The organism is Klebsiella sp. MISC125, from assembly GCF_051131775.1.
GTDB lineage: Bacteria > Pseudomonadota > Gammaproteobacteria > Enterobacterales > Enterobacteriaceae > Klebsiella.
The window spans coordinates 6,053,691-6,076,123 of sequence record NZ_CP180448.1 but is presented as its reverse complement, the minus strand read 5'-3'; the positions used below and the strand labels follow the sequence as shown (position 1 = coordinate 6,076,123).

Genomic DNA, 22,433 nt, shown 5'->3' with positions numbered 1-22,433 from the left:
AAAGAACATTCTGGGGATGTGAAAAAACACAGACGCCTGTTGTCAGACGTCTGAAAGTCAGAGGCTGCTATCAGCCAGCAGAAGTTCTACGTTTTGTTTATTAAGTTGCGTGAGGATGTCGGCAGGGAGGCCAGTTTGGCTGATAACGAGATCAAGGTCTGCCAGACGGGCGTGGCCTGCGAGGAAGGTTTGACCGAATTTACTTTTATCAGCCAGCAGGATCTTTTGCCGTCCGGCCCGCATCAGCGCTTGTTTTACATGGGCATCGGTCATTTTGGGGACCGTTAATTCACCCAGTTCGTTAATGCCCTGGGTACTGAGGAAGACCTTGTCGGCGTGGATATTGCTATAGAAGTCAGCGGTGCTAAAAGAGATCATCCCCTGGGTATCGTCTTCATACTCGCCGGGCGCCACGATCAGCTTAATGTTTTTTCGCCCCTTCAGCAGATTAACTACCGGAACGGAGTTGGTTATCACCATGATTTTTTTATCGAAAATAAACTGAGCGAGGGCCAGCGGCGTGGTCCCGCAGTCTATAATAATCGTGTCGCCATCTTCGACCAGTTCGGCAGCTTTTTGGCCAATCAGATGCTTATCATCAACCATTTGTATCGATTTCAGCTGAAAGCTGGGCTCTACGCTGGCGCCGCTGGTGAGATAGGCTCCGCCGTAGGTTGTTTTGACAATGCCTTGTTTTTCAAAGAAAGAGAGGTCGCGGCGGATGGTCATTTTGGTGACGCCGAATTTCTCGGCAAGCTCATTAACGACGACTTTTTTGTCCTGTTGCAGAATGGCATAAATGCTCATTCTTCGATCTGATGATTGCATATTTACGACTCACCCAGAGGAAAATCGCACTATAAAACACATCGTTTTGGCTGGCAATGGGGCGGAGAAAGAACATAAAAGAACACACCCGCCGGAAGCGGGTGTGGGCAGGAGGTTATTCCCACTCTTGCAGGAAGCGTTGACCGTACTGGTCGGCGACCAGCAGAGCCGCATAGACCTGATCCGGCGTCGCACCACCAGGCATATTGTGGATGGTTTCGCCTTCTGCACAGGCAGCTTGCGCCACTGTACGCATTTTGCCTGGGATATCGGCTTTAATGTCCAGCTGCGCCAGGGTGATAGGCAACCCAACGCTGTGGCACAGCGCCGCCACGGTTTCGATCTCTTCCACTGGGGCGTTTTCCAGTACCAACTGCGTGAGCGTGCCGAAAGCCACTTTCTCACCGTGATAGTAGTGGTGAGCGTCCGGAATAGCGGTAAGACCGTTGTGAATAGCGTGTGCTGCCGCCAGGCCGCCGCTTTCAAAGCCAACGCCGCTCAGGTAGGTATTGGCTTCAACGACGCGTTCCAGCGCCGGAGTGACGACGTGCTGCTCCGCCGCCAGCATCGCTTTTTCACCTTCTTCAATCAGCGTGTTGTAGCACAGTTCGGCCAGCGCCAGCGCCGCCTGGGTACATTTGCCGCCCGCCATGGTGGTTGCGCCGCTACGGGAGCAGGCACGGGCTTCAAACCACGTTGCCAGCGCGTCGCCGATGCCTGCAGCCAGCAGGCGTGCCGGAGCTCCGGCAACGATTTGCGTATCGACAATGACCATATTCGGGTTACGCGGCAGCATCAGGTAGCTATCAAATTCACCGTCATCGGTATAGATAACCGAGAGTGCGCTACACGGTGCATCGGTAGAGGCAATCGTCGGAGCAATAACTACCGGCAGATTCATAAAGTGTGCTAATGCTTTCGCGGTGTCCAGCGTCTTACCGCCGCCAATTCCCAGCACGGCGGTACACTGAGCTGAGCCCGCAATATCGCGTAACCTATTGATTTCATTATGTGAGCATTCGCCGCCAAACGGCGCGATTTCGGCAACCAGGCCAGCATCTGCCAGGCTTTTACGCAATTTTTCTTCGGCAAAGCCGAGTACGAATTTATCACCAACGATGAGCCAGCGTTCAGCCAGCGGTTTGAGGTACCCACCAAGGCGAGCAATTGCGTCTGCGCCCTGAATATACTTACCGGGTGATTGAATAATGCGATCCATTTCTATTCCTCCTGGATGACCGTGATGCCACCCCCCTGGGCGGCTCGCCGATCGGGTTACAGGTTCAGAGTTCCAAAAGCGTTATTCCAGTCCTGCTCAAACTTCTCAATGGCTGACTCTACCGCAGGGGTGCCGAGCATTTGTTGCGCTACATCTAACGGAAGGGTGATAGCTTCGCAACCGGCTAACAGGCAATCCAGCGCCTGACGCGGGGTTTTGAAGCTGGCGGCCAGCACTTTGCTTTCCGGCGCGTGCATTTCCAGTAGGGATTGCAGCTCCTGCACCGTGCGAATGCCGTCACCGCCCTGGGCGTCGACGCGGTTCACGTAAGGGGCAACATATTTGGCACCCGCCAGCGCGGCCAGCAGGCCCTGAGAGGCGCTGTAGACGGCGGTACCAAGGGTAGTGATACCTTCTTTTTTCAGCAGCTTAATAGCGGCAAGGCCTTCAGCGGTGACCGGGATTTTGACCACGATGCCGGGAACGGCGTTGCTCAGACGTTTGGCTTCTTCAACCATCCCCTGAGCGTCGCGGCTCATAGTCTGAGCGAACAAAATACCTTCCGGACCGACGGCTTTTTGCAAGCGCGGTAGTACGTCCCAAACCGAGGCTTTGCCAGCGGCGATAATGCTTGGGTTGGTGGTAACGCCAGCCAGCGGGTAGATACGTGCCAGGCGTTCAACTTCGGCTACGTTTGCGGTGTCCAGATAGAGTTCCATAGTACTTTCCTCAATGCTTAATTCGATAGTGTCGTTGAGGTAAGAATACGGCTTTCACATGAAGGGTCGCCAGATGACAAATTTGCCAAATACTGGATAAATGTACGCATTGCTATTAAGGGTGATTTAGATCACGTTTATCCCGTGTTGTAGGGAAATTTAAGCAAAAAAGAGCGTACAAAAGTCAGGCTTAACACACAAAAATCTAGTTTTTTGCAGGCGATGTTTTTTCCGTGAGCTGGCTATGATACTGGCGGCGATACTCTGATGGTGAGCGCTCGGTGTTCTTGCGAAACAGGCGGCAAAAGTAGTTACTGTCGGCAAAACCACAGGCGTGAGCGACATCTTTGACCTTCATATCATGGCCCTTTAGCAGCATTCTGGCCTGCTCCAGGCGGATGTGATTCAGGTACTCATTAAAACCCATTGGTCCGCATTTCTGGAACAGATGCGAAAGATAGTTTGGTGAGAGATAAAATTCCTGCGCCACCGACTCGCGGGTTAAAGGATCGGCAAAATGGGCATCAATATATTTACGAATGGCCTCGAAAAGCGCCTGGCTGCGTGAGGAGGTTTGTACCTGGCTCCCCAGCAGATCGGCACAGTGGCTGAGCAGGCTGATGACAATACAGCGCGCGGTATGCTGCTCCTGCGGCTGCATTTGCATTTCATTGAGCGCCTGGAGCAGAAAAGATCCCACTCGAGGGCCACGGCGGGGAACTTGCTGTTTATCCAGCACGTTAAGCGCGTTGCCGTCCCAGTTGCGCAGGACGAATTCCAGCTGCTGCTTACCAAATAAGATGGTTAACAGAGTCGAGGGCACCAGCCATTGTGGGTCATTCCACCCGCCAGCAGGAATGTACAACACATCGTGTGGCGTGAGCTGGGCTGGGTCGGCCTTCACCGCCGGATCGCGGACCTGCCCCTCAAGCATGATTTCGAGGCGCGGAAAATCGACGCTCACGGCTTTCTCTGAAGCCGGCCTGCCTTCTGTGGAAAAGCGGACCTTCCCGATGACTGCCGGGCCTTTAATAAAAGAATCAATGGCCTGATTGATGTCGATATCCATTCTTGCTCCGCATAGCGCGCTCTCTTTTCATCATACCTAACAAATCGACCGAGGGAAAAGCCGAGCGGATTTTCTGCGAAGGGTATTGTAAGATTTGATTGATATGTTATATCGTAACATATTATTGCAGCCGTTAACTCAGGAGAGAGTCATGACCAAAAAGATTTCCGCCCTTGCGCTTGGTATCAGCATGTTACTGGCGGGTAGCCAGGCCTTTGCCCACGGCCACCATAGCCATGGGCCTGCATTAACTGAGGCGGAGCAAAAGGCGAGTGAAGGTATTTTTGCCGATCAGGATGTCAAAGACAGAGCGTTAAGCGATTGGGATGGTATCTGGCAGTCGGTTAACCCCTATCTGCTGAACGGCGATTTGGATCCTGTGCTCGAACAGAAGGCTAAAAAAGCGGGTAAAAGCGTGGCCGAATATCGGGAATATTATAAGAAGGGCTATGCCACCGATGTGGACCAGATTGGTATCGAAGATAATGTGATGGAGTTTCACGTTGGGAAAACCGTCAATGCCTGCAAATACACCTATTCTGGCTATAAAATTCTGACCTACGCATCCGGTAAGAAAGGCGTGCGCTACCTGTTCGAATGCTCACAGGCGGATTCAAAAGCGCCGAAATTTGTTCAGTTCAGCGACCACACTATCGCGCCGCGTAAGTCTCAGCATTTCCACATCTTTATGGGTAATGAGTCGCATGAGGCACTGCTGAAAGAGATGGATAACTGGCCAACCTATTATCCTTATGCACTGCATAAAGAGCAGATTGTCGACGAGATGCTGCACCATTAATAAAAATAGCTCCGGTAAACGGAGCTACGAGATTGATGACAAATCTGTTTTAGCTATGGTGCTCGCATTTTTGCCGGGTGGCGGCTAGCGCCTTACCCGGCCTACAAAATCTACGAGTTCAGTACCGTCTGCGGGCTGGTAGCCCGGACAGGCGCAACGCGCCGCCTCCGGGGATACCTCGTCCGGCAAATTAGCCGGTGTTGCGCATACCTGCCGCAACGCCTGCAATGGTGACCATCAGCGCTTGCTCAACGCGAGGATCCGGTTTTTCACCTTTCTCTTCCGCCAGACGTGAACGATGCAGCAGTTCGGCCTGGAGTACGTTCAGCGGGTCAGTATAGATGTTACGCAACTGGATTGACTCGGCGATCCACGGCAGGTCGGCCATCAGGTGGGAATCGTTGGCGATTGCCAGCACCACATCGATATCAGCAGACAGCAGTTCGCGCAGCTCTGTACCTAACTTCCACAGCTCAGGTTTCACCAGGCGCTGATCGTAATATTCTGCCAGCCACAGGTCCGCTTTCGAATAGACCATCTCCAGCATGCCGAGGCGAGTAGAGAAGAACGGCCAGTCGCGACACATGCTTTCCAGTTCGCTCTGCTTGCCGCCTTCGACGACTTTTTGCAGCGCCGCACCGGCACCCAGCCAGGCGGGCAGCATCAGACGGTTTTGCGTCCATGCGAAGATCCACGGGATCGCACGCAGTGACTCAACGCCGCCGGTCGGGCGACGTTTTGCCGGACGCGAGCCCAGCGGCAGTTTGCCCAGTTCCTGCTCCGGTGTTGCGGAGCGGAAGTAAGGAACAAAGTCTTTATTTTCACGTACGTAGCCGCGATACATCTCGCAGGAGACGTCGGACAGCTCGGCCATGATATCGCGCCATTGCGGTTTTGGCTCCGGCGGCGGCAGCAGGTTGGCTTCCAGAATTGCGCTGGTGTAGAGCGACAGGCTGCTGATGGTGATTTCCGGCAGGCCGTATTTGAAGCGGATCATCTCGCCCTGTTCAGTGACGCGCAGCCCGCCTTTCAGGCTTCCTGGAGGTTGAGAGAGCAGAGCCGCATGAGCCGGAGCGCCGCCACGACCGATAGAACCGCCGCGACCGTGGAACAGCGTCAGCTCAATACCCGCTTTCTCGCAGGTCTTGATTAAGGCATCCTGCGCCTGATACTGCGCCCAGGATGCGGCCATTACGCCTGCATCTTTTGCCGAGTCAGAGTAGCCAATCATGACCATCTGCTTGCCCTGAATAAAGCCGCGATACCAGTCGATATTCAACAACTGGGTCATGACGTCGTCGGCGTTGTTCAGGTCATCCAGGGTTTCGAATAGCGGTGCGACCGGCAGCGCGAAGCCGATACCGGCTTCTTTGAGCAACAGATGTACCGCCAGCACGTCAGACGGCGTTTTCGCCATCGAAATCACGTAGGCGGCAATGGAACCGCGCGGCGCTTCGGCGATCACTTTGCAGGTTTCAAGCACTTCGCGAGTTTCTTCGCTCGGCTCCCACTGACGTGGTAGCAGAGGACGTTTGGAATTCAGTTCGCGGATCAGGAAGGCCTGTTTGTCGGCTTCCGACCAGCTTTCATAATCGCCGATACCGAGATAGCGGGTCATCTCGCCCAGGGCTTCGGTATGACGGGTGCTTTCCTGGCGGATATCGATACGCACCAGCGGTACGCCAAAGGCTTTTACGCGACGCAGAGTATCCAGCAGCTCGCCGTTGGCGATGATGCCCATGCCGCAGGCTTGTAGTGATTGATAGCAGGCGTAAAGCGGTTCCCACAGCTGTTCATTTTGCGTGAGCAGACCTGCTGGTTTCGGGAGTCTCTGCCCTTTCAAGCGCGCTTCCAGCCAGGCCTGTGTTTCCATCAACTGCGTGCGCAGTTTTTTCATCAGGTAGCGATAGGGTTCTTGCGCGCCTTCCGCACCCGCCAGTTCGCGCAGCTCGTCGGTACACTCGACCATCGACAGCTCGGAAATCAGCAATTGGATATCTTTCAGGAACAGATCGGTCGCTTTCCAGCGGCTAAGCAGCAGGACGTGGCGGGTAATATCGGCGGTCACGTTTGGGTTGCCGTCGCGGTCACCCCCCATCCAGGAGGTAAAGCGAACCGGGACAAAATCGACCGGTAAGCGATAGCTGAGGTTATCTTCCAACTGTTCGTTCAGCTCGCGCAGGTAGTTCGGCACACCTTCCCACAGGCTATTTTCGACAACAGCAAAGCCCCATTTGGCTTCGTCGACCGGAGAAGGTCGGTGCTTACGGATTTCATCGGTATGCCATGACTGGGCAATCAGCTGGCGCAGACGGCGCATCACCTGGTGGCGTTCATAGTCAGCGATATCGTTGTTATCAAGCTGTTTCAGGCAGTTGTTGATTTCACCCATCTTGTGGATCAGGGTACGGCGGGTAATCTCGGTTGGGTGAGCGGTTAAAACCAGCTCCAGAGACAGGGACTCCACCGCTTTTTTAATAATGTCTTCGTTGAGATTGGGTTGGTCTTTGAGCTTTCTCAGGGTACGAGCAATCACTTCCGGATTGCTAGCCGCTTCGCCCTTTGGCGAAATGCTGTGGTATTGCTCAGCGGTATTCGCCAGGTTCAGAAACTGGCTGAAGGCGCGCGCCACTGGCAGCAGCTCGTCGTTGGACAAGTTTTGCAGCGTGGTGAGCAGTTCCTGGCGGTTGGCTTCATTGCCTGCGCGAGAAGATTTGGACAACTTACGGATAGTTTCGACACGATCAAGAATGTTTTCTCCTAGCGCATCCTTGATGGTGTCGCCCAGCACCTTACCGAGCATACTGACATTACTACGCAAAGCGGAATATTGTTCGTTCATGTTACCCCAGACACCCCATCTCATTTTATTTTGTTATATCCGGCGCTCGATAATTTGAGCAGTGGATAAGCAACCGTCTTTTATAAAGCCACGTAAAAACCCCCACGTCAATTGTTGCGAAATCGCTTCAGCAAACGAATAAATAGCGGCAATTTGCGAAATTTAACTCAGAGGTCGCTTGATAAGTGTTGCTTATGAAAGTGTGATAATTGTCACTCTCCCGCCCTGATACAAAAGAGCGGAAGAATGCGTATTTTTAATGCCAGCAAAAATGGTGGACCACCTGAGTGATAAGCTCACGAGTCGGCTTAATAAAGCGCGTTTCCAGGTACTCATCCGGCTGGTGGGCCTGGTTGATGGAGCCAGGGCCTAATACCAGCGTTGGGCAGAGGGTCTGAATAAATGGCGCTTCGGTGCAGTAGTTCACGACTTCGGTTTGCGCGCCGAGCAGTTTTTCGACAACCGCAACCAGTTTATGGTCCGGCGGGCATTCATAGCCGGGGATCGGCGGATGCAGTTCGGAAACGGTCAGACGCCCAGGCCAGCGTTCGCTTACCGGTGCCAGCGCTTCTTCAAGGAGTCCGTTAAGATCGTTGAGCGTCATACCCGGCAGCGGGCGAATATCCATATGCAGTTCGCAGCAGGCGCAAATGCGGTTGGAGGCATCGCCGCCGTGAATCGCTCCGAGGTTAAGTGTGGGGTACGGGACGGTAAACGCAGCGTAGTGATAACGCTCTTTTAAGTCGTCGCGTAGCTGCATGATGCGACCAATGGCATCGTGCATCAGCTCAATGGCGTTGACGCCGCGTGCCGGGTCGCTGGAGTGGCCGGATTGCCCCTGGACGCGAACCGCGTTGGACATGTGGCCTTTGTGCGCACGCACCGGCTGCAGTGACGTAGGTTCGCCGATAATGGCGCAATCCGGTCGCAGCTGGGTAGTTTCGGCAAAGTAGCGGGCACCGGCCATGCTGGTTTCTTCATCGGCAGTTGCCAAAATATAGAGCGGTTTTTTCAGCTTAGTCACATCAACATCGCGCAAAGCATCGAGAATAAAAGCGAAGAAGCCTTTCATATCCGCGGTGCCAAGGCCGTAAAGTTTGTTGTCGTGCTCGGTCAGAGTGAAGGGGTCGCGAGTCCAGCGACCATCATCAAACGGGACGGTATCAGTATGCCCGGCTAGCAGCAGGCCGCCAGCACCGTTGCCGGTACTGGCCAGCAGATTGAATTTATTGCGTGTACCCGGCACCGGTTGAACTTCAACGTTAAAGCCAATATCGCGGAACCAGCCTGCCAGTAAATTGATTAAAGACTCATTGCTTTGATCCAGCGCCTCTTCGGTTGCGCTGATGGAAGGTGTGGCGATCAACGCGCGGTAAATCTCGATAAAGGGCGGTAAATTGTTTTTCATTGTTGACACACCTCGGGTCATGATAGTATCAATATTAATGCATTATTTGTGAATAAAAATACATTATCGCTGAGCCTAAGAAAACCTATTTAATGTAGGGATGATGTTCTTACGGCTTAACAGGGTGGGGAAGGCAACGGTCTTCCAGAGCAAATATACGTAAGCAAGAAGGTGAAGAGCCCCAATGTTGAACACGCTGATTGTGGGCGCCAGCGGTTATGCCGGCGCAGAGCTAGTGGCCTATGTAAATCGCCATCCTCATATGACCATAACCGCTTTGACGGTCTCCGCGCAAAGCAATGATGCGGGAAAATTAGTTTCCGATTTGCATCCGCAGCTAAAAGGGATTGTTGACCTGCCGCTGCAGGCAATGTCCGATATTAGCGAGTTTAGCGCTGGGGTCGATATCGTTTTTCTCGCTACCGCCCACGAAGTGAGCCATGACCTGGCGCCGCAGTTTCTCGCGGCGGGTTGCGTGGTGTTCGATCTTTCCGGGGCGTTCCGCGTTAACGATGGCGCTTTCTACGAAAAATATTATGGTTTCACTCACCAGCACCCTGAGCTGCTGGAACAGGCGGTTTACGGCCTGGCCGAGTGGAGTGTCGATAAGCTGAAAGAGGCGAATTTGATTGCGGTGCCGGGTTGCTACCCGACGGCGGCCCAGCTGTCGTTGAAACCGCTGATCGACGCGGACCTGTTGGATCTTAACCAGTGGCCGGTGATCAATGCGACCAGCGGCGTTAGCGGCGCCGGGCGTAAGGCTTCCATCGGCAACAGCTTCTGTGAAGTCAGCCTGCAGCCCTATGGCGTCTTCAACCACCGCCATCACCCTGAAATATCCACTCATCTGGGTGCGAACGTTATTTTTACCCCGCATCTGGGCAACTTTAAGCGTGGGATTCTGGAAACCATCACCTGCCGCTTGAAGCCTGGCGTGAGCAAAGAGCAGGTGGCGGCGGTGTTCCAGCAGGCCTATGCGAACAAACCGCTGGTGCGTTTATATGATAAGGGCATGCCCGCATTGAAAAATGTCGTGGGTCTGCCATTCTGTGATATCGGTTTTGCGGTCCAGGATGAACATATCATCGTCGTGGCGGCGGAAGATAATCTGCTGAAAGGCGCGGCGGCCCAGGCCGTACAGTGTGCAAATATCCGTTTCGGCTTCGCTGAGACGCAGTCTCTTATTTAAGGTGTGATGATGAATCCTTTAATTATCAAACTCGGCGGCGTCCTGCTGGATAGCGAAGAAGCGCTGGAGCGCCTGTTTACCGCGCTGGTGAATTATCGCGAGACGCATCAGCGTCCGCTGATTATTGTCCACGGCGGCGGCTGCGTGGTGGATGAGCTGATGAAGCAGCTTAATCTGCCAGTGAACAAGAAAAACGGTCTGCGAGTGACCCCTGCGGATCAAATCGACATTATTACCGGCGCGCTGGCGGGGACTGCCAATAAAACGTTGCTGGCGTGGGCGAAAAAACACGGCCTGGCTTCCGTTGGACTATTCCTTGGTGATGGCGACAGCGTTAAGGTGACTCAGCTTGACGCCGCACTGGGCCATGTGGGGCTTGCACAGCCGGGCTCTCCGGCCCTGATTAACACGCTGTTGGCTGGAGGTTACCTGCCGGTCGTCAGCTCTATCGGTGTCACCGATGAAGGCCAACTGATGAACGTCAACGCTGACCAGGCGGCTACCGCACTGGCGGCAACGCTTGGTGCAGACCTGATTCTGCTGTCGGATGTAAGCGGTATTCTTGACGGCAAAGGTCAGCGTATTGCCGAGATGACTGCGGCGAAAGCAGAGCAGCTGATTGAGCAGGGCATTATCACCGACGGGATGATCGTCAAAGTGAATGCGGCTCTGGATGCGGCACGCACGTTAGGTCGCCCGGTGGATATTGCCTCCTGGCGTCATGCTGAACAGCTGCCAGCGCTGTTTAACGGAACATCGATCGGTACACGTATTCTGGCTTAATATTTTATGCCCGGCGGCGCTTTGCTTGCCGGGCCTACAAGACTGTAGGCCGGTTAATCCGGCGGAACTAACGAATAAAGGAAGCATGTTATGGCACTTTGGGGCGGGCGTTTTACTCAGGCAGCGGATCAGCGGTTCAAACAGTTCAACGACTCTTTGCGCTTTGACTATCGCCTGGCGGAGCAGGATATCGTTGGCTCTGTTGCCTGGTCCAAAGCGCTGGTGACGGTTGGCGTATTGACCGCTGATGAACAGCTGCAACTGGAAGAGGCGCTGAATATTCTGCTGGAAGAAGTGCGGGCTAACCCGCAACAGATCCTCGAAAGTGATGCGGAAGATATTCACAGCTGGGTTGAAGGCAAGCTGATCGACAAGGTCGGTCAGTTGGGCAAAAAGCTACACACCGGGCGCAGCCGTAACGACCAGGTCGCGACCGACCTGAAGCTGTGGTGTAAAGATACCGTGGTGGAACTACTGTCGGCGAATCGTCAGCTGCAAAGCGCGCTGGTGGAAACGGCGCAGAACAATCAGGACGCAGTGATGCCGGGTTATACCCACCTGCAGCGCGCGCAGCCGGTGACTTTCGCTCACTGGTGTCTGGCCTACGTCGAAATGCTGGCGCGTGACGAAAGCCGTCTGCAGGATGCGTTGAAACGTCTGGACGTCAGCCCGCTGGGCTGCGGCGCGTTGGCGGGCACGGCCTATGAAATCGATCGTGAACAGCTGGCTGGCTGGCTGGGCTTTGCTTCAGCCACTCGTAACAGCCTGGATAGCGTCTCTGACCGCGATCATGTCCTGGAACTGTTGTCCGACGCCTCAATCGGTATGGTCCACCTGTCGCGTTTTGCTGAAGACCTGATTTTCTTTAATACCGGCGAAGCGGGATTTGTCGAGCTGTCCGATCGCGTGACTTCTGGCTCATCGTTGATGCCGCAGAAGAAAAACCCGGACGCACTGGAACTGATCCGCGGTAAATGTGGCCGCGTACAGGGCGCGCTGACCGGCATGATGATGACCCTGAAAGGTCTGCCGCTGGCATATAACAAAGATATGCAGGAAGACAAAGAAGGGCTGTTCGATGCGCTGGATACCTGGCTGGACTGCCTGCATATGGCGGCGCTGGTACTTGATGGTATTCAGGTGAAACGTCCGCGTTGTGAAGAAGCCGCGCAGCAGGGTTATGCGAACGCGACCGAGCTGGCGGATTATCTGGTCGCCAAAGGCGTACCGTTCCGTGAAGCACACCATATTGTCGGTGAAGCGGTGGTAGAAGCCATTGCTCAGGGTAAACCGCTGGAAGATTTGTCTCTGGTCGATTTGCAGAAATTCAGCAGCGTGATCGCCGATGACGTCTATCCGATACTGTCGTTGCAATCGTGCCTTGATAAGCGAGCGGCTAAAGGTGGTGTCTCACCGCAGCAGGTTGCTCAGGCTATTGCTGATGCCAAACAGCGTCTGATTTAAACGTCAGCCACGCCGATGTTGAGGCGGTGAGTAAACGAAGCTCGGGTAACCCCCGGGCTTTTTTATGCAAAAAAAAAGCGGACACAAGGTCCGCAAAAGTTCACGTTGGCTTTAGTTATCCGGGTAGAGAGAATCTATGAGGCAGCTCAATGATTTTCAGAGGGTTGCCTCGTTTGTGGGTTTATTATTGAACAGAAAACTTGATAGGGATAATCGTTCATTGCTATTCTATCTATCGCCATGGACTATCGTGGCAATGGAGGATGAATAATGAATATTCGCGATCTTGAATACCTGGTAGCGCTAGCCGAACATCGCCACTTCCGGCGTGCGGCAGACTCCTGCCACGTTAGCCAACCCACTCTCAGCGGACAAATCCGTAAGCTGGAGGATGAGCTTGGCGTCATGTTGCTGGAGCGCACCAGTCGTAAGGTTCTGTTCACCCAGGCCGGGCTGTTGCTGGTGGACCAGGCGCGTACTGTGTTACGCGAAGTCAAAGTGCTCAAGGAAATGGCAAGCCAACAGGGAGAGTCCATGTCCGGGCCGCTGCATATTGGCCTGATCCCGACAATTGGGCCTTATCTGTTGCCACTGATTATCCCGATGCTGCACCAGACCTTTCCAAAACTGGAAATGTATCTGCATGAAGCGCAAACCCATCAGCTGCTGGCGCAACTCGACAGCGGTAAGCTCGACTGCGCGATTCTGGCATTGGTCAAAGAGAGCGAAGCCTTTATTGAGGTACCGCTATTTGATGAGCCGATGCTGCTGGCTATCTACGAAGATCACCCATGGGCGAACCGTGACCGTGTGCCGATGTCGGAACTGGCTGGGGAAAAGCTGCTGATGCTGGAAGATGGCCACTGTCTGCGCGATCAGGCGATGGGTTTTTGTTTTGAAGCTGGTGCTGATGAAGATACCCATTTTCGGGCAACCAGTCTCGAAACGCTGCGTAACATGGTTGCTGCCGGTAGCGGTATAACCCTGCTGCCTGCCCTTGCCGTGCCGCAGGAGAGAAAACGCGATGGTGTCGTCTATGTGCCGTGCATTAAGCCGGAACCACGACGTACCGTCGGGCTGGTTTATCGTCCTGGTTCGCCGCTGCGTAGCCGCTATGAACATCTGGCGGAGGCCATCCGCGGTAAGATGGATGGCCATTTCGATACAGCGTTAAAACAGGCGGTTTAAGCCATTCAACGCGGCTACCCGATAGGCTTCTGCCATTGTCGGGTAGTTAAAGGTGGTGTTAACGAAGTACTCAATGGTGTTACCACCACCTTTCTGCTCCATAATCGCCTGGCCGATGTGAATAATTTCGGCCGCGCGCTCGCCAAAGCAATGAATGCCGAGGATCTCTTTCGTCTCGCGATGAAACAGGATCTTTAGCGTCCCAACGCTCATGCCGACAATTTGCGCTCGCGCCAGATGTTTGAACTGCGCACGTCCCACCTCATAAGGTACCTTCATGGACGTGAGCTGCTGTTCGGTTTTGCCGACGGAGCTGATTTCCGGAATGGTGTAAATCCCGGTAGGGATATCTTCAATTAAATGCGCGGAGGCTTCACCTTTGACCAGCGCCTGGGCAGCGATACGCCCCTGATCGTAAGCGGCGGATGCCAGGCTCGGATAGCCAATCACATCACCTACGGCATAAATATGCGGCAGGGCGGTTTGATACATACTGTTGACCTTCAGTTGACCGCGGCTATCGGTTTGCAGGCCGATGTTTTCCAGCGCCAGCGAGTCGGTATTCCCGGTGCGGCCGTTGGCATACAGCAGGCAGTCCGCTTTCAACTTTTTGCCGGATTTCAGATGCATGATGACGCCGTCGTCAACACCTTCAATTTTCTCGTACTCTTCATTGTGACGAATCACCACTCCGCTGTTCCAGAAGTGATAGGAGAGCGAGTCGGACATCTCTTGGTCGAGAAACGCCAGCAGGCGATCGCGGGTATTGATCAGATCGACTTTGACTTCCATACCGCGGAAGATCGATGCATATTCGCAGCCGATCACTCCGGCGCCATAGATGATCACATGCCGTGGTTCATGGTGCAGGCTGAGGATCGAGTCGCTGTCATAAACGCGTGGGTGTGAGAAATCGACATCCGTAGGGTGGTAGGGACGTGAACCACAGGCAATGACGAATTTTTCCGCCGTGACCGTTTCAACGGTGCCGTCGTGGCATTCAAGCGCAAGCGTGTGTTCATCGACAAAGTGCGCATTGCCCTGCAGGATTTCACAGTGGTTGCGCTCATAGAAACCCTGACGCATGTGGGTTTGCTGGTTAATGACGCTGTCGGCATGGTTCAGAATGTCGGCGAAGGAAGAACGAAGAAGACGGGAATGGTCGCTGTAGAGAGGGTTCTGGTTAAATTCAATAATACGGCTAACGGCATGGCGGAGGGCTTTCGATGGGATGGTGCCCCAGTGGGTACAACCGCCGCCGACGTTATGGTAGCGCTCAATGACGGCAACGCGTGCTCCCTGTTTCACCAGCCCCATAGCAGCACCTTCTCCGCCAGGGCCTGAACCAATCACAATTGCATCATAATCCCAAGAGTGTGACATGGCATTACTCACCTGTTTTATACATAAAATAAACACGATGATAACATTCGGTGGGCTTTAACCCAATTATCGTTGTGCTTTTTTGCGTCATAAAAGCAGAAACAGCTCGTAAACAATCATTCACAATCCAGTGTAAACCGATTAGTTCTAATCTCTGGTATAGTGCCGACAGGGCCTTTGGAAGGATTCAGACAACGTGATGGGCGTAAGAGCGCAACAAAAAGAAAAAACCCGGCGTTCGCTGGTGGAAGCCGCATTTAGCCAGCTAAGTGCTGAACGGAGTTTTGCCAGCTTGAGCCTGCGTGAAGTTGCGCGGGAAGCGGGGATTGCCCCGACGTCCTTCTATCGACATTTTCGTGACGTCGATGAACTCGGTCTGACGATGGTAGATGAAAGCGGGCTTATGCTACGCCAGCTGATGCGCCAGGCGCGACAGCGTATTGCTAAAGGCGGCAGTGTGATTCGCACTTCCGTTTCTACCTTTATGGAGTTCATCGGCAATAACCCAAATGCCTTCCGTCTGCTGTTGCGTGAGCGCTCTGGTACGTCCGCCGCGTTTCGTGCCGCAGTCGCCCGCGAAATTCAGCATTTTATCGCGGAACTTGCTGACTATTTAGAAATCGAAAACCACATGCCGCGCGCCTTTACTGAAGCGCAGGCTGAAGCTATGGTCACCATCGTATTTAGTGCTGGCGCCGAGGCTCTGGATGTAAGCCCGGAATTGCGTCGACAGCTTGAAGAGCGACTGGTACTCCAGCTCAGAATGATCTCGAAAGGCGCGTATTATTGGTATCGCCGTGAACAAGAAAAAAATCAAATCATTCCGAATAACGTGAAGGACGAGCAATGAAACACTCAGTTCAAGATAAAGGTACGCTGCTGCTGGCGCTGATCGCAGGGTTATCCATTAATGGAACCTTCGCTGCGCTGTTCAGCTCAGTAGTCTCATTTTCTGTTTTCCCGATTTTATCGTTAGTGCTGACGGTTTACTGTCTGCATCAGCGCTATCAAAACCGCAGTATGCCCGTGGGTTTACCGGGGCTGGCCGCCGCGTGCTTCATTCTTGGCGTGCTGCTTTATAGCACCGTAGTGCGTGCGGAATATCCGGACATCGGTTCTAACTTCTTCCCGGCCGTACTGTCGGTGATTATGGTGTTCTGGATCGGCTACAAGGTGCGTAACCGTAAGAGCGCGGTTGCGGAGTAATTCTGCTGAATTTTCCCGGCAACCATGATGTTGCCGGGTTACTGACATCTACTTCTTCGTTAACAGTACGCCGCATTCCATATGATGGGTATATGGGAACTGATCGAACAGCGCCAGGCGCGTGACTTCGTGCGTCTCGTTGAGCGTTTCCAGGTTCTTGCATAAGGTTTCTGGATTGCAGGAGATATACAGGATCCGCGGATAGGCCTGCACCATTTTCTCCGTTTCACTATCCAGCCCGCTGCGCGGTGGATCGACAAAAATCGTCTCACACTGATAGCTTTTCAGATCAATACCTTGCAGACGGTTAAACTCCCGCACGCCGTTCATCGCCTGGGTGAACTCTTCTGCCGCCATACGGATAATCTGCACGTTATCAATATGGTTAGCCGCAATGTTGTATTGCGCCGCCGCCACGGACGGTTTGGCGATCTCCGTTGCCAGCACGCGTTCGAAATTCCGCGCCAGCGCCAGAGAAAAGTTGCCGTTACCGCAGTACAGCTCAAGCAAATCACCGGTTGCGCCTTTAGTTGATTCGACAGCCCATTCCAGCATTTGAATGTTCATCGCCGCGTTTGGCTGGGTGAAGCTATTCTCAACCTGGCGATAGACCATTTCACGCCCGCCGACCGGCAGACGCTCATCTATATAGTCCTGATCCAGCTCGATTTTGGTCTTAGTCGCGCGGCCAATCAGATGCACGTTCAGATTTTGCGCGCGTAGCGCATCGCGGAAGATTTCTGCTTGCTGACGCCACTCGTCGTCGAGCTTTTTATGGTACAGCAGCGACACGATGGCCTGATTGCTCATCGTGGTCAGATAATCGACCTGGAACAGCTTATGGCGTAGCACCAGATTGTCGCGCACGCCCTCAATTACTGCGGTCATCAGCTGATTAATCAGTTCGCTGGCCGCCGGGAAGGTATCGACGCGAATACGGGATTTGGTCTGCTGATCAAACATGATGTGGTACAGGTCATCGCCATCGTGCCAGATGCGGAATTCTGCGCGCATACGATAGTGGCTGACCGGTGAACGAAACACTTCCGGAACCGGGGCGGCAAAAGGGGCCATCATTTTCTGCAAACGGACGACTTTTTCTGCCAGCTGCGCTTCATATTGTTCGGTAGGAAGGTGTTCGGGGGTCATGATGCATCCTGAATAAAATAAGTACGCGGGGATTGTAGGGAAAGTGTCGGGGATGTCCAGCTCTGATGATATTCAGAAATATAACGATAGAAGTCTGGACATCTATATGTTTCTAATTATAGCATCATGTTACCGGTCCTATGTGTTAATAGGGAATCCAGTGTAAATCTGGAGCTGACGCGCAGCGGTAAGGAACAGTGGGATGAGCGCATTATGCAGACACTGCGGTGGTTTAGCGGGAAGTCTTCATCCATAACACACCCCAAGCCCGAAGACCTGCCGGAACACGTCGCATTTGGTTTCTATCATCGCGTACTACTGATAGCAGCCGGCGGCATCCTTTGTATATTACGGATGCTTTTAAAATGATTAAAAAGGCTTCGCTGATGACGGCCCTGTCCGTCACGGCATTTTCCGCTTGGGCGCAAGACAGCAATTCAGATACGTTAGTGGTGACGGCAAACCGTTTTCAACAGCCGGTCAATACGGTCCTTGCGCCAACGGATGTTGTTACGCGGGAAGATATTCAGCGCTGGCAGTCAAAAGATCTTAATGATGTGATGCGTCGCCTGCCGGGGGTGGATATTTCGCAGACCGGCGGGATGGGGAGCAGTTCTTCTCTCTACGTTCGCGGTACGGAAGCACGTCATGTGCTGGTGCTGATTGATGGGATCCCAATGGCGCGGGCAGGTATTGGTAACGCCATTGACATTAGCCAGATTCCGGTATCCCTGGTGCAGCGTGTTGAGTATATCCGCGGGCCGCGTTCTGCTGTTTACGGTTCGGGGGCGATTGGTGGTGTGGTCAACATCATTACCATGAGTGACGATGAACACGCGCAGATCAATGCCGGGATGGGGTCGAATGGCTACCAGACTTATGATGGAGCGGTAAATAAACGTTTTGGCGACACGATGGTGACGGCGGCAGGCGCCTATCAGACGGCCAAGGGCTTCAACGTCAAACCAGATTCCCCTTACAGCGGCGACAGCGACCGTGATGGTTATCGCAACAAACTGTTCTGGGGTGCCGTACAGCACAAGTTTGACGAGAGTTTCTCGGGTTTCTTCCGTGGTTATGGATACACGGCTAACAACGATTACGATCAGGATACGATGTATGGTTCTCCTGCTGGTAACGACGAGAGTCAGAACTATAACCAATCCTGGGACACTGGACTGCGTTATAACTCGGGCATCTATTCCTCTCAGCTAATTGCGAACTATCAGCACCTTAAAAATTATAACTACAGTAGCAACCTTGGCCGCTATGCGGGTGATGCTACGCTGGATGACATGGAACAGCGTTATATTCAGTGGGGTAACAACTTTGAAGTAGGACATGGTTCAGTAAGCGGTGGTGTTGACTGGAAACAGGAAAAGCTGACTTCCAGCAGTACGACGAAATCTGATATCTACAAACGCGATACCACAGGGCTTTATTTGACCGGGCAGCAACAGATCAATACCGTCACGCTGGAAGCCTCGGGTCGTGAAGATCACGATGAGCAGTTCGGCTGGCACGGCACGTGGCAAACTGCGGCGGGCTGGGAATTTGTTGATGGTTATCGCGCAACGCTTTCTTATGGTACTAGCTTCCTGGCGCCATCTTTAGGGCAGCAATTCGGCGCGACGCGTTATGCATCGCAATATTATTCAGGTATTGCAGCAAACCCGGATCTAAAACCGGAAGAGTCTAAACAGTGGGAAGCGGGAATTGATGGGATTACGGGGCCACTGGATTGGAAAATCTCAGCATACCACTATGAAATTCAAAACCTGATTGATTATAAAAGCACGAACAACGTCAACCAGTATATCAATGTGAAGTCGGCCACCATTAAAGGTCTGGAGTGGACAGGGAACATCACGACTGGCCCGGTAGAGCATCACCTGACGCTGCAATATACTGATCCTCGTGACGATGAAACCAACCAGGTTCTTGCTCGCCGAGCGAAACAGCAGGTGAAGTATGAAGTCACCGGGCAGGTTTATGACCTCGGCTGGAATATCGCTTACCAATATCTGGGTCAGCGCTATGACAACGACTATGATGAGACAACAGGCTCCTCTAGTCGCGTTAAACTGGGTGGCGTAAGCCTATGGGATGTCGGATTGTCATATCCTGTCACCTCACACCTGACAGTTCGTGGTAAAATAGCCAACCTGTTCGATAAAGATTACGAGACAGCATATGGCTACTCAACTGCAGGACGGGAATACACCTTGTCTGGCAGCTACACCTTCTAAACCACGTCCCACCGTGCTGGTGTTTGATTCCGGCGTCGGTGGGTTGTCGGTATATAATGAGATTCGGCATCTCCTGCCGGAACTCCATTACATCTACGCTTTCGATAACGTCGCTTTTCCATACGGTGAGAAAAGCGAAGAGTTTATTGTTGAACGAGTCCTTGAGATCGTGACCGCTGTTCAGCAGCATTACCCGCTGGCGCTGGCCGTTATTGCCTGTAATACCGCAAGTACCGTTTCCCTCCCCGCACTGCGCGATAAATTCGCATTTCCCGTCGTTGGTGTTGTCCCGGCAATAAAACCGGCAGCACGCTTGACGGCGAATGGTATTGTGGGTCTGCTGGCAACGCGCGGGACGGTAAAGCGTCCTTATACACGCGAACTTATTGCCCGTTTTGCTAATGAGTGCCGGATCGAGATGCTGGGGTCGGCGGAGCTGGTGGAACTGGCGGAAGCTAAACTGCATGGTGAGCCAGTCCCGCTGGATGAGCTGCGTCGTATCCTGCGGCCCTGGCTGAGGATGCAGGAACCTCCAGATACTGTTGTGCTGGGCTGTACGCACTTCCCTCTATTACATGACGAGTTGCAACAAGTTCTGCCTGAGGGGACGAGAATGATCGACTCCGGTGCGGCCATTGCGCGTCGAACGGCCTGGCTACTGGAGCATGAAGCGCCGGATGCAAAATCTAGTGATGCGAATATTGCGTACTGCATGGCGTTGACGGCAGAAACTGAACAACTTTTACCCGTTCTGCGGCGCTATGGCTTCGAATCGCTGGAAAAACTGCCGCTCTAAGGGTGTTTTGCGCAAAAAAGAGACGGTTGAAAGATTTTTTGAAAACAGGGCTTGTCAACTTCTCAGAACTCCCTATAATGCGCCACCACTGACACGGAACAACGGCTTACAGGCCGCCGGGTTAGCGGGGTTCAGCGATGAACGCCGGCAGAGAAAAGCGAAATTAAACGCTTGACTCTGAATGAGGAAAACGTATTATACGGGACCTCGCAACGGTGAGCAAAAGCCGCGTTGCACTGCTCTTTAACAATTTATCAGACAATCTGTGTGGGCACTCAAAGTGACATGGATTCTTAACGTCGCAAGACGAAAAATGAATACCAAGTCTCTGAGTGAACATACGTAATTCATTACGAAGTTTAATTCACGAGCATCAAACTTAAATTGAAGAGTTTGATCATGGCTCAGATTGAACGCTGGCGGCAGGCCTAACACATGCAAGTCGAGCGGTAGCACAGAGAGCTTGCTCTCGGGTGACGAGCGGCGGACGGGTGAGTAATGTCTGGGAAACTGCCTGATGGAGGGGGATAACTACTGGAAACGGTAGCTAATACCGCATAACGTCGCAAGACCAAAGTGGGGGACCTTCGGGCCTCATGCCATCAGATGTGCCCAGATGGGATTAGCTTGTTGGTGAGGTAACGGCTCACCAAGGCGACGATCCCTAGCTGGTCTGAGAGGATGACCAGCCACACTGGAACTGAGACACGGTCCAGACTCCTACGGGAGGCAGCAGTGGGGAATATTGCACAATGGGCGCAAGCCTGATGCAGCCATGCCGCGTGTATGAAGAAGGCCTTCGGGTTGTAAAGTACTTTCAGCGAGGAGGAAGGCATTGAGGTTAATAACCTTAGTGATTGACGTTACTCGCAGAAGAAGCACCGGCTAACTCCGTGCCAGCAGCCGCGGTAATACGGAGGGTGCAAGCGTTAATCGGAATTACTGGGCGTAAAGCGCACGCAGGCGGTCTGTCAAGTCGGATGTGAAATCCCCGGGCTCAACCTGGGAACTGCATTCGAAACTGGCAGGCTAGAGTCTTGTAGAGGGGGGTAGAATTCCAGGTGTAGCGGTGAAATGCGTAGAGATCTGGAGGAATACCGGTGGCGAAGGCGGCCCCCTGGACAAAGACTGACGCTCAGGTGCGAAAGCGTGGGGAGCAAACAGGATTAGATACCCTGGTAGTCCACGCTGTAAACGATGTCGACTTGGAGGTTGTTCCCTTGAGGAGTGGCTTCCGGAGCTAACGCGTTAAGTCGACCGCCTGGGGAGTACGGCCGCAAGGTTAAAACTCAAATGAATTGACGGGGGCCCGCACAAGCGGTGGAGCATGTGGTTTAATTCGATGCAACGCGAAGAACCTTACCTACTCTTGACATCCAGAGAACTTAGCAGAGATGCTTTGGTGCCTTCGGGAACTCTGAGACAGGTGCTGCATGGCTGTCGTCAGCTCGTGTTGTGAAATGTTGGGTTAAGTCCCGCAACGAGCGCAACCCTTATCCTTTGTTGCCAGCGGTTCGGCCGGGAACTCAAAGGAGACTGCCAGTGATAAACTGGAGGAAGGTGGGGATGACGTCAAGTCATCATGGCCCTTACGAGTAGGGCTACACACGTGCTACAATGGCATATACAAAGAGAAGCGACCTCGCGAGAGCAAGCGGACCTCATAAAGTATGTCGTAGTCCGGATCGGAGTCTGCAACTCGACTCCGTGAAGTCGGAATCGCTAGTAATCGTGGATCAGAATGCCACGGTGAATACGTTCCCGGGCCTTGTACACACCGCCCGTCACACCATGGGAGTGGGTTGCAAAAGAAGTAGGTAGCTTAACCTTCGGGAGGGCGCTTACCACTTTGTGATTCATGACTGGGGTGAAGTCGTAACAAGGTAACCGTAGGGGAACCTGCGGTTGGATCACCTCCTTACCTTAAAGAACCTGCCTTTGTAGTGTCCACACAGATTGTCTGATGAAAAATTAGCAGTAAAAATCTCTGCAGGCTTGTAGCTCAGGTGGTTAGAGCGCACCCCTGATAAGGGTGAGGTCGGTGGTTCAAGTCCACTCAGGCCTACCAAATTTGCCCTGATACTGTGTTGTGAAACGACTCGCATACGTCAGTATGCTTCGTCATTTCACGCCTTGTCTCAG

The 22,433-nt window shown here is 53.2% G+C and carries 16 protein-coding genes, 1 tRNA gene, 1 rRNA gene, 1 pseudogene and 1 riboswitch; of the genes and pseudogenes, 11 read left to right on the top strand and 8 right to left on the bottom strand.

Features of this window, described 5'->3' with window-relative positions; all coding sequences use genetic code 11:
- Positions 1–57: 57 nt before the first annotated feature.
- From ACMYSL_RS28435 to ACMYSL_RS28420, 4 genes are all read right to left on the bottom strand, one after another.
- On the bottom strand, positions 58–807 hold the full coding sequence (locus tag ACMYSL_RS28435) for a DeoR/GlpR family DNA-binding transcription regulator (RefSeq protein WP_112216359.1): 750 nt from the start codon (positions 805–807) through the stop codon (positions 58–60).
- Between the two features lie 136 nt (positions 808–943).
- Positions 944–2,047, bottom strand: a complete 1,104-nt coding sequence (gene gldA, locus ACMYSL_RS28430) for a bifunctional L-1,2-propanediol dehydrogenase/glycerol dehydrogenase (protein WP_110276170.1) — start codon at positions 2,045–2,047, stop codon at positions 944–946.
- Positions 2,048–2,103: 56 nt separating this feature from the next.
- Positions 2,104–2,766, bottom strand: coding sequence for a fructose-6-phosphate aldolase (fsa, locus tag ACMYSL_RS28425; RefSeq protein ID WP_112216360.1), 663 nt, complete (start codon positions 2,764–2,766; stop codon positions 2,104–2,106).
- 205 nt (positions 2,767–2,971) lie between these two features.
- A complete protein-coding gene (locus tag ACMYSL_RS28420; protein ID WP_434660876.1) occupies positions 2,972–3,835 on the bottom strand; it encodes a helix-turn-helix transcriptional regulator in 864 nt (287 codons plus the stop codon).
- A gap of 151 nt (positions 3,836–3,986) precedes the next feature.
- Here ACMYSL_RS28420 and zinT point away from each other — a divergent pair, with 151 nt between their 5' ends.
- Positions 3,987–4,634, top strand: coding sequence for a metal-binding protein ZinT (gene zinT, locus ACMYSL_RS28415; RefSeq protein WP_304254881.1), 648 nt, complete (start codon positions 3,987–3,989; stop codon positions 4,632–4,634).
- Positions 4,635–4,824: 190 nt separating this feature from the next.
- Here zinT and ppc read toward each other — a convergent pair whose 3' ends face one another.
- Both ppc and argE read right to left on the bottom strand, forming a co-directional pair.
- Positions 4,825–7,476 carry a phosphoenolpyruvate carboxylase gene (ppc, locus tag ACMYSL_RS28410; protein ID WP_181484195.1) on the bottom strand — a complete coding sequence of 884 codons (2,652 nt, stop codon included), beginning with the start codon at positions 7,474–7,476 and terminating at the stop codon, positions 4,825–4,827.
- Between the two features lie 256 nt (positions 7,477–7,732).
- Positions 7,733–8,884: an acetylornithine deacetylase gene (gene argE / locus ACMYSL_RS28405; protein ID WP_181484194.1), complete on the bottom strand. Its 1,152-nt coding sequence runs from the start codon at positions 8,882–8,884 to the stop codon at positions 7,733–7,735.
- Positions 8,885–9,068: 184 nt separating this feature from the next.
- Between argE and argC the strand changes: the two genes are divergently transcribed.
- The 4 genes from argC (at position 9,069) to oxyR (ending at position 13,508) form a co-directional block, all read left to right on the top strand.
- Positions 9,069–10,073 carry an N-acetyl-gamma-glutamyl-phosphate reductase gene (gene argC / locus ACMYSL_RS28400; protein WP_434660873.1) on the top strand — a complete coding sequence of 335 codons (1,005 nt, stop codon included), beginning with the start codon at positions 9,069–9,071 and terminating at the stop codon, positions 10,071–10,073.
- Between the two features lie 6 nt (positions 10,074–10,079).
- Positions 10,080–10,856: an acetylglutamate kinase gene (argB, locus tag ACMYSL_RS28395; protein WP_110276177.1), complete on the top strand. Its 777-nt coding sequence runs from the start codon at positions 10,080–10,082 to the stop codon at positions 10,854–10,856.
- Between the two features lie 90 nt (positions 10,857–10,946).
- Positions 10,947–12,320: an argininosuccinate lyase gene (argH, locus tag ACMYSL_RS28390; RefSeq protein ID WP_182235518.1), complete on the top strand. Its 1,374-nt coding sequence runs from the start codon at positions 10,947–10,949 to the stop codon at positions 12,318–12,320.
- 270 nt (positions 12,321–12,590) lie between these two features.
- Complete coding sequence (gene oxyR / locus ACMYSL_RS28385) at positions 12,591–13,508, top strand: DNA-binding transcriptional regulator OxyR (RefSeq protein ID WP_112216369.1); 918 nt, start codon at positions 12,591–12,593, stop codon at positions 13,506–13,508.
- On the opposite strand, the gene sthA is transcribed toward oxyR, so the two are convergent.
- A complete protein-coding gene (sthA, locus tag ACMYSL_RS28380; RefSeq protein ID WP_182235519.1) occupies positions 13,491–14,891 on the bottom strand; it encodes a Si-specific NAD(P)(+) transhydrogenase in 1,401 nt (466 codons plus the stop codon). The genes oxyR and sthA overlap by 18 nt on opposite strands.
- A gap of 196 nt (positions 14,892–15,087) precedes the next feature.
- Here sthA and fabR point away from each other — a divergent pair.
- Together fabR and ACMYSL_RS28370 are read left to right on the top strand one after the other, a co-directional pair.
- A pseudogene (gene fabR, locus ACMYSL_RS28375) lies at positions 15,088–15,722 on the top strand (HTH-type transcriptional repressor FabR).
- A gap of 15 nt (positions 15,723–15,737) precedes the next feature.
- Entirely contained in the window at positions 15,738–16,097 is a 360-nt protein-coding gene (locus ACMYSL_RS28370; protein WP_181484189.1) for a YijD family membrane protein, read from the top strand.
- Between the two features lie 48 nt (positions 16,098–16,145).
- Here ACMYSL_RS28370 and trmA read toward each other — a convergent pair whose 3' ends face one another.
- Positions 16,146–17,246 carry a tRNA (uridine(54)-C5)-methyltransferase TrmA gene (gene trmA / locus ACMYSL_RS28365; protein WP_434660870.1) on the bottom strand — a complete coding sequence of 367 codons (1,101 nt, stop codon included), beginning with the start codon at positions 17,244–17,246 and terminating at the stop codon, positions 16,146–16,148.
- Positions 17,247–17,362: 116 nt separating this feature from the next.
- A riboswitch (cobalamin riboswitch) is annotated at positions 17,363–17,544 on the top strand.
- Between the two features lie 67 nt (positions 17,545–17,611).
- Here trmA and btuB point away from each other — a divergent pair.
- The 4 genes from btuB to ACMYSL_RS28345 all read left to right on the top strand — a co-directional run bounded on the left by btuB (position 17,612) and on the right by ACMYSL_RS28345 (position 22,359).
- Positions 17,612–19,495: a TonB-dependent vitamin B12 receptor BtuB gene (btuB, locus tag ACMYSL_RS28360; protein ID WP_434660869.1), complete on the top strand. Its 1,884-nt coding sequence runs from the start codon at positions 17,612–17,614 to the stop codon at positions 19,493–19,495.
- Positions 19,440–20,291 (top strand): glutamate racemase, encoded by an 852-nt coding sequence (murI, locus tag ACMYSL_RS28355; protein WP_182235522.1) that lies wholly within the window; start codon positions 19,440–19,442, stop codon positions 20,289–20,291. Before btuB ends, murI begins: the two co-directional genes overlap by 56 nt.
- Before the next feature lie 381 nt (positions 20,292–20,672).
- Positions 20,673–22,212: ribosomal RNA gene (locus tag ACMYSL_RS28350) — 16S ribosomal RNA — on the top strand.
- A gap of 70 nt (positions 22,213–22,282) precedes the next feature.
- Positions 22,283–22,359 (top strand) — tRNA-Ile (locus ACMYSL_RS28345).
- The last annotated feature ends 74 nt before the right edge of the window (positions 22,360–22,433 follow it).

What these genes read in the sequence shown, in the direction of transcription:
- argC (WP_434660873.1), top strand. Translation starts at nt 9,069, where the DNA reads ATGTTGAACACGCTGATTGTGGGCGCCAGCGGTTATGCCGGCGCAGAG.
- ACMYSL_RS28435 (WP_112216359.1), bottom strand. Translation starts at nt 807, where the DNA reads ATGAGCATTTATGCCATTCTGCAACAGGACAAAAAAGTCGTCGTTAAT.
- argH (WP_182235518.1), top strand. Translation starts at nt 10,947, where the DNA reads ATGGCACTTTGGGGCGGGCGTTTTACTCAGGCAGCGGATCAGCGGTTC.
- btuB (WP_434660869.1), top strand. Translation starts at nt 17,612, where the DNA reads ATGATTAAAAAGGCTTCGCTGATGACGGCCCTGTCCGTCACGGCATTT.
- ACMYSL_RS28370 (WP_181484189.1), top strand. Translation starts at nt 15,738, where the DNA reads ATGAAACACTCAGTTCAAGATAAAGGTACGCTGCTGCTGGCGCTGATC.
- gldA (WP_110276170.1), bottom strand. Translation starts at nt 2,047, where the DNA reads ATGGATCGCATTATTCAATCACCCGGTAAGTATATTCAGGGCGCAGAC.
- oxyR (WP_112216369.1), top strand. Translation starts at nt 12,591, where the DNA reads ATGAATATTCGCGATCTTGAATACCTGGTAGCGCTAGCCGAACATCGC.
- trmA (WP_434660870.1), bottom strand. Translation starts at nt 17,246, where the DNA reads ATGACCCCCGAACACCTTCCTACCGAACAATATGAAGCGCAGCTGGCA.
- argB (WP_110276177.1), top strand. Translation starts at nt 10,080, where the DNA reads ATGATGAATCCTTTAATTATCAAACTCGGCGGCGTCCTGCTGGATAGC.
- murI (WP_182235522.1), top strand. Translation starts at nt 19,440, where the DNA reads ATGGCTACTCAACTGCAGGACGGGAATACACCTTGTCTGGCAGCTACA.
- zinT (WP_304254881.1), top strand. Translation starts at nt 3,987, where the DNA reads ATGACCAAAAAGATTTCCGCCCTTGCGCTTGGTATCAGCATGTTACTG.
- sthA (WP_182235519.1), bottom strand. Translation starts at nt 14,891, where the DNA reads ATGTCACACTCTTGGGATTATGATGCAATTGTGATTGGTTCAGGCCCT.
- fsa (WP_112216360.1), bottom strand. Translation starts at nt 2,766, where the DNA reads ATGGAACTCTATCTGGACACCGCAAACGTAGCCGAAGTTGAACGCCTG.
- ppc (WP_181484195.1), bottom strand. Translation starts at nt 7,476, where the DNA reads ATGAACGAACAATATTCCGCTTTGCGTAGTAATGTCAGTATGCTCGGT.
- argE (WP_181484194.1), bottom strand. Translation starts at nt 8,884, where the DNA reads ATGAAAAACAATTTACCGCCCTTTATCGAGATTTACCGCGCGTTGATC.
- ACMYSL_RS28420 (WP_434660876.1), bottom strand. Translation starts at nt 3,835, where the DNA reads ATGGATATCGACATCAATCAGGCCATTGATTCTTTTATTAAAGGCCCG.